General features: G+C 64.2%; 5 protein-coding genes and 2 pseudogenes. 2 read left to right on the top strand and 5 right to left on the bottom strand.

Going from position 1 to position 5,623, the window contains the following annotated elements; translation table 11 throughout:
* Positions 1-50: 50 nt before the first annotated feature.
* Positions 51-1,091, top strand: coding sequence for a ribosome small subunit-dependent GTPase A (gene rsgA / locus EN914_RS22035; RefSeq protein WP_024502554.1), 1,041 nt, complete (start codon positions 51-53; stop codon positions 1,089-1,091).
* A gap of 19 nt (positions 1,092-1,110) precedes the next feature.
* Here the strand turns inward: rsgA and EN914_RS22030 are convergent, their stop codons facing one another.
* Positions 1,111-1,644, bottom strand: a complete 534-nt coding sequence (locus EN914_RS22030) for a sterol desaturase family protein (protein WP_024502553.1) — start codon at positions 1,642-1,644, stop codon at positions 1,111-1,113.
* Between the two features lie 173 nt (positions 1,645-1,817).
* Here EN914_RS22030 and EN914_RS22025 point away from each other — a divergent pair.
* Positions 1,818-2,289, top strand: a pseudogene (locus EN914_RS22025) (NUDIX domain-containing protein).
* A gap of 10 nt (positions 2,290-2,299) precedes the next feature.
* Here EN914_RS22025 and pobA read toward each other — a convergent pair.
* The 4 genes and pseudogenes from pobA to EN914_RS22005 all read right to left on the bottom strand — a co-directional run.
* The gene (gene pobA, locus EN914_RS22020) at positions 2,300-3,472 is read right to left on the bottom strand and encodes a 4-hydroxybenzoate 3-monooxygenase (protein WP_024502552.1); all 1,173 of its coding nucleotides are present in this window, start codon (positions 3,470-3,472) and stop codon (positions 2,300-2,302) included.
* Positions 3,472-4,524: a 3-carboxy-cis,cis-muconate cycloisomerase gene (locus EN914_RS22015; RefSeq protein ID WP_024502551.1), complete on the bottom strand. Its 1,053-nt coding sequence runs from the start codon at positions 4,522-4,524 to the stop codon at positions 3,472-3,474. Before EN914_RS22015 ends, pobA begins: the two co-directional genes overlap by 1 nt.
* Positions 4,525-4,543: 19 nt before the next feature.
* The gene (gene pcaG / locus EN914_RS22010; RefSeq protein WP_127218885.1) at positions 4,544-5,158 is read right to left on the bottom strand and encodes a protocatechuate 3,4-dioxygenase subunit alpha; all 615 of its coding nucleotides are present in this window, start codon (positions 5,156-5,158) and stop codon (positions 4,544-4,546) included.
* Positions 5,158-5,623, bottom strand: a pseudogene (locus EN914_RS22005) (protocatechuate 3,4-dioxygenase subunit beta); the annotation flags it as partial. The gene pcaG and the pseudogene EN914_RS22005, both read right to left, overlap by 1 nt.

Raw genomic sequence — 5,623 nt, 5'->3', positions numbered from 1 at the left:
CACCCCGTTCGCCCCCCCTGCCAGGGATACCGTCCAATGTCCGTGACGCCGTGGTCAAAGCCGTGACGGATCACTCCACGCCATCGCTCGCCAGCCTGGGCTGGACCGAATTTTTCGGCGACCAGCTCGAGCCCGGCGAAGCCAATCTTGTCCCGACGCGGATCGCCACCGTCCACCGCGATCGCCTGACCGGCCTGTCCCAGGCAGGGCCGGTCGATCTGACGCTGGCGGCGCAGGCAAACACCGGTGACTATGCCGTCGGAGACTGGGTGCTGGTCGATGGGCATGAACACCTTGTGAAGCGCCGCCTGACCCGCAAGACGGTGCTGGAACGCCGCACCCAGGGCGGCGGCAGGGTGCCGCAGCTTGCCGCGGCCAATGTCGATACGCTGTTCATCGTCACCTCGTGCAATGCCGACTTCAATCCCGCCCGGCTCGAGCGCTATCTGGCGCTGGCCAACGAGGCCGGAACGACGCCGGTGATCCTGCTGACCAAGGCCGATACCGCTGAAGACGCCGAGACCTACCAGAAGCAAGCTGCGGCGTTGCAGCGTGGATTGCCGGTGGTGATGCTGAACCCCCGCACATCGGATGCGGCAACCGTCCTGGCTGCCTGGTGCGGTGTCGGCCAGACGGTGGCGCTGATCGGCTCCTCCGGCGTCGGCAAATCGACGCTGGTCAACACGCTGGCCGGATCGGCGCAGCAATCGCCGCAACAGACCGGGGGCATCCGCGAGCACGATTCCAAGGGACGCCACACCACCACGTCGCGATCGCTGCATTCAATCGCCGGCGGTGGCTGGGTGATCGACACGCCGGGCATGCGGACGCTGCAGGTCAGCGATGTCGGCTACGGCATCGACACGCTGTTTGCCGAAATCACCGAGCTTGCACCGCTCTGCAAGTTCCGCGACTGCACGCATGTGCACGAGCCGGGTTGCGCGGTTCAGGCTGCCTTGAAGGCGGGGACGCTCGACCCGGAGCGCCTTGCCCGCTGGCGAAAACTGTCCGACGAGAACCAGAACAACACGCCGGTCCAGAGCGGGCCTCGCGGAGCCAAGACTTCCGGCGGTCGCGGAAAGAGGCGCTGAACGGCGAGGACTGAGGACTTCAGAGCTGCGCCGTGCCGAAAACGCGATCCCAGAATGCCGAAGTCACACCGAAATTGGCCGTTTCGTCGATGTGGTGATGCACCGCATGACGGCGCTTGAGCGTGTAGAGATAGCTCGGATGCGCCGGGTGCCAGTGATGGATCATGTGGTGGATGCTGATGTACCACAGATATCCCAGCATCAACCCGCAGCTCACCGCGCTCGCGGTGGCGAAATCTGAGACCACCCAAACGGGCACAAACGCGACCAGCGCATGCACGCCGAGACTGAGCCAGGTTGGCGTGCCCACAGAACTGCGTTCCTCGACATGGTGACGGTCGTGCAGGTCCTTGACGTAAGGAATATGGTGAAGAGCGAACCTGTGCAGCACATACTCGATCAGCGTCCAGAGGCCGAGACAGGCGAGGACAGTGCCGATCCAGCCTGGCGCACTCTCTTCGCCAGCCTCGAGCAGCCCGGCCACTGTCAGCACGGCGATCACCAGCGGATACACCACGAAGTCGCTATAGTAGCCAATAAGACCGAGTTGCATCGTCACCTAGCCTTCGAGCCGCCAAATAAGCGATGGTATCAGATTGCCGGACTCGCGACCGAGGTGCAATGCAGACGCGCCTGACATAGCGTCGCAATCCCCTAGTGCAAGGTTCGCATCAACGATTCAAGGACCATCGGCAGGCTGCCGGCTTCGCAAATGGACGTACAAAAATGGCAAAACGCAGTGCGGGATTGCTGATCTATCGCCGCAGCGATGGCGATCTCAGGGTGTTGCTGGTTCACCCGGGCGGACCGTTCTGGGCGAAGAAGGGACGACGGTGCGTGGTCGATCCCAAAGGGCCTCGTCGGCGAGGACGAGGATGAGTTGACGGCAGCGCAACGCGAGACCGAGGAAGAGCTCGGCGTCAGGGTCGACGGCACCTTCGCGCGGCTTGGCGACTACAAACAACCCGGTGGCAAGATCGTCTCGGCCTGGTCTGTCGAGGCGACCATCGACATCGACGTGGCCGCCATCAAGAGCAACATTTTCACCATGGAATGGCCGCCAAGGTCAGGATCCCTGAAGGAGTTCCCGGAGGTCGACAGAGCGGGCTGGTTCACCTTGCCCGAGGCCGAGGTGAAAATCCTCAAGGGGCAGCGCCCGATGCTTTTGGATTTTGCCAGGCAGCAAGGCGCCGGATGATCCGCAGCCCTCAATAGGGCAGGCCGACATAGTTTTCCGCGAGCGCGGTCGATGCGGCACGCGACTGCACGAGATAGTCGAGCTCGGCCTCCTGGATGCGCTGGCCGAACTCGCCGGTGTCGGGAAAACGATGCAGCATCGTCGTCATCCACCAGGAAAAGCGAACCGCCTTCCAGACCCGTGCCAGCGCCTTTTGCGAATAGCAGTCGATGCCAGCCGCGGATTTGTCGCGATAGAAGTCGCACAAACCCGAGAAGAGATAGCGCACGTCGCTGGCAGCGAGGTTCAGACCCTTGGCGCCGGTCGGCGGCACGATGTGGGCGGCGTCGCCGACCAGGAACAGCCGGCAGAAGCGCATCGGCTCGGCAACGAAGGAGCGCAGTGGCGCGATCGATTTCTCGAAGGATGGGCCGGTGACGACGCTTGCCGCCGTCTGCTCGGGCAAGCGGCGGCGCAGCTCGTCCCAGAAGCGCTCATCCGACCACGCCTCGACACGGTCGCCCTCGGGGCACTGCACATAGTAACGGCTGCGGTGCGTCGAGCGCATCGAGCACAGGGCAAACCCCCTTTCATGATTGGCGTAGACCAGTTCGTGATCGGCCGGCGGCACTTCGGCCAGCACGCCGAGCCAGCCGAACGGATACTGCCGCTCGAAGATTTTCAGCGCACGCTCGGGCACCGATTTGCGGCTGACGCCGTGATAGCCGTCACAGCCGGCAATGAAGTCGCAATCGATGCGATGCGTGACCCCGTCCTTGTCATAGGTCGCGAAAGGTGCGGCGCCGTCGAAATCGTGCAACGCGACATTTGCCGCCTCGTAGATCGTGGTCAGTCCCTCCGCATCGCGCTTGTCCATCAAATCGTGCGTCACCTCGGTCTGGCCATAGACGGTGACATGCCTGCCGCCGGTCAGTGCCTCGAGGTCGATGCGGTGCAGGCGTCCGTCGAAGGCGAGCGAGATGCCGGAATGCGGCAGTCCTTCCGCGTGCAGCCTTGCCGCCGCGCCGGCCTGTTCCAGCAATTCGACGGTGCCCTGTTCGAGCACCCCTGCCCGCACTCGGCCAAGCACGTGCTCGCGGCTCGCGCGTTCCAGAATGACCGTCTCGACGCCGATGCCGGCCAGAAGCTGCCCAAGCAGCAGGCCGGACGGTCCGGACCCGACGATGACGATTTGCGTGCGCATCAGTGGCCGAGACTTTCGACCTGTGCGGCCAGCTCAGCGGCAAGGCGGAGCGACGCGGCCGTCGCGATGACCATTTGCGGCAGCAATAGCCATTCCAGCGTCCAGGCAGCGCCCGAGCGCTCCTGCTCATGCACGAGCGCGTGATGCATGCCCGCAAGCTGCGTGGCGTTGAAGCGGGCAAGCGCCACCAGCGCTTCGGCCTTCACCGGGTTCTGCTTGTGCGGCATGGCCGAAGAGCCGCCGCCGCCGGAAAGCTCGATCTCGGTTCCACCTTGCGCCATCAGCGCGATGTCCTGGCCGAATTTGCCGAGGCTGCCTGATAGCAGCGACATCAGGCCGGCGAAATCGGCGAGTGCGTCACGCTGGTTCTGCCAATGCGGTGCGTCGCCAAGGCCGAGCTTTGCGGCCAGTGCTGCGCGCACCGCCGGACCTTTGTCGCCCAGCTTTTCCAGCGTGCCGGCGGCACCGCCGAACTGCACAACCAGCAGACGCCTCGACTGTTCCGACAATCTTTCCTGATGCCGTTGCAGTGGCGCCCGCCACGTCCTGACGCGATCGGCCACTTTGATCGGAATGGCTGGCTGCATGCGCGTCATTCCCGTCAGCGCCCTGCCGCCAAACCGCTCTCCGAGCGAGACGAGCCGTATAATGGTCTCGGTCAGGAGCAGGCCGAGATGCTCGACGATGGACTTCAGCCGAAACACCAGGCCGGTATCGAGGACATCCTGGCTGGTTGCGCCGAAATGCACTTTATCGCCATGCGGTTCGCTGACCGCCGCCCTGATCTGGCGTACCAGTTCCGGCACAATGACGCCGTCTTTGGCGACGGCAGCCCGCAGCAAGGCGGTGTCGGGCCGGAATGTGGCAAGTGCGGCCACGATCGCGGCGGCATCATCCTTGGTGATAATCCCGTTTTCAGCTTCCGCTTGCGCCAGCGCCCGCTCGAAGGCAAGCATCGCCTCGATTTCCGCCTCGACGGAAAAATGCCGGTTCGCCTCCTCGTCGCCGAGAAGAGCGGAGAGCAGTGGATGGTCGAAGGGCGATACGGTCATATCCTGCTCCTCCTGACCATCAGCTGTCGAAGAAGACCGTTTCCTTCTCCCCCTGGAGATGGATGTCGAAAACATAAATATCGCCGTTGCGCTCGGCGATCAGCGTCGGCACGCGGACGCGGTGCTCGATGTGCGCCAGGATCGCATCCCCGGCATTGGCCTTTTCCTCATCGGAAAAATACAGGCGTGTGTGCAGGCCGAGATTGATACCGCGCGCGACGATCCAGAGGGTGATGTGCGGGGCCATCAGGCTTCCGTCCCTGAACGGCACGCGGCCCGGCTTGATCGTCTCGAACGTGCACAGACCGGTGTCCATGTCGGTCGGGCAACGGCCCCAGCCGAAAAAGTTCGGATCGGCCGCGCCGCGCAGTTCAGCCGGCGAATTGTAGAGCCCATCCGCATCTGCCTGCCAGATCTCGATCAGCGCATCCTTGAGCGGCGTGCCGGTACCGTCGAGCACCCGGATGCGCAGGCCGATGCGCTCCCCCTTGGTCTTGTCGTTGACCATGGTCGCACCAAGGTCGGTCGCATAGACGCCGCCGATGCCGCAGAAATTGGGCGTCAGCCCGATATGGACATAAGGTCCGGCGGTCTGCGAGGGGCTTTCCCTGAGCCGGTCGAGCGACTGGGCCATCAATTGCCCTCCAGCCTGTTTTCGAACAGCGACGCGCGGCGCCCGCGCAGCACGATGTCGAACTTGTAGGCGCGCGCGTCGAAGGGGATCGTCGCCTGCATGTCGAGCGTGGCGATCAGCGTTTCGACGGCGGCCTTGTCGGGGATGCCGCGCACGATCGGGCAGTGCCAGATCAGCGGATCACCCTCGAAATACATCTGCGTGATCAGCCGCTGCGCAAAGCCGTGGCCGAAGACCGAGAAATGGATGTGCGAGGGCCGCCAGTCGTTCGGCCCGTTCGGCCAGGGATAGGGGCCGGGCTTGACAGTGCGAAAGGCGTAGCCGCCATCCTCGCCTGTTATGGCGCGCCCGCAGCCGCCAAAGTTCGGGTCGAGCGGCGCCAGATAGCCGTCCTTCTTGTGGCGGTAGCGGCCGCCGGCATTGGCCTGCCAGAATTCGAGCAGCGCGCCGGGGACGCCAACACCG

Source organism: Mesorhizobium sp. M7A.F.Ca.CA.001.08.2.1, from assembly GCF_003998455.1.
Taxonomy (GTDB): Bacteria; Pseudomonadota; Alphaproteobacteria; order Rhizobiales; family Rhizobiaceae; genus Mesorhizobium; species Mesorhizobium ciceri.
Note: the sequence above shows the minus strand (reverse complement) of the source record. Positions and strands in the feature narration are given on the sequence as shown.

Excerpts from the sequence above, each read along its gene's own strand:
- EN914_RS22030 (WP_024502553.1), bottom strand. The coding sequence starts at position 1,644 with ATGCAACTCGGTCTTATTGGCTACTATAGCGACTTCGTGGTGTATCCG.
- pobA (WP_024502552.1), bottom strand. The coding sequence starts at position 3,472 with ATGCGCACGCAAATCGTCATCGTCGGGTCCGGACCGTCCGGCCTGCTG.
- EN914_RS22015 (WP_024502551.1), bottom strand. The coding sequence starts at position 4,524 with ATGACCGTATCGCCCTTCGACCATCCACTGCTCTCCGCTCTTCTCGGC.
- pcaG (WP_127218885.1), bottom strand. The coding sequence starts at position 5,158 with ATGGCCCAGTCGCTCGACCGGCTCAGGGAAAGCCCCTCGCAGACCGCC.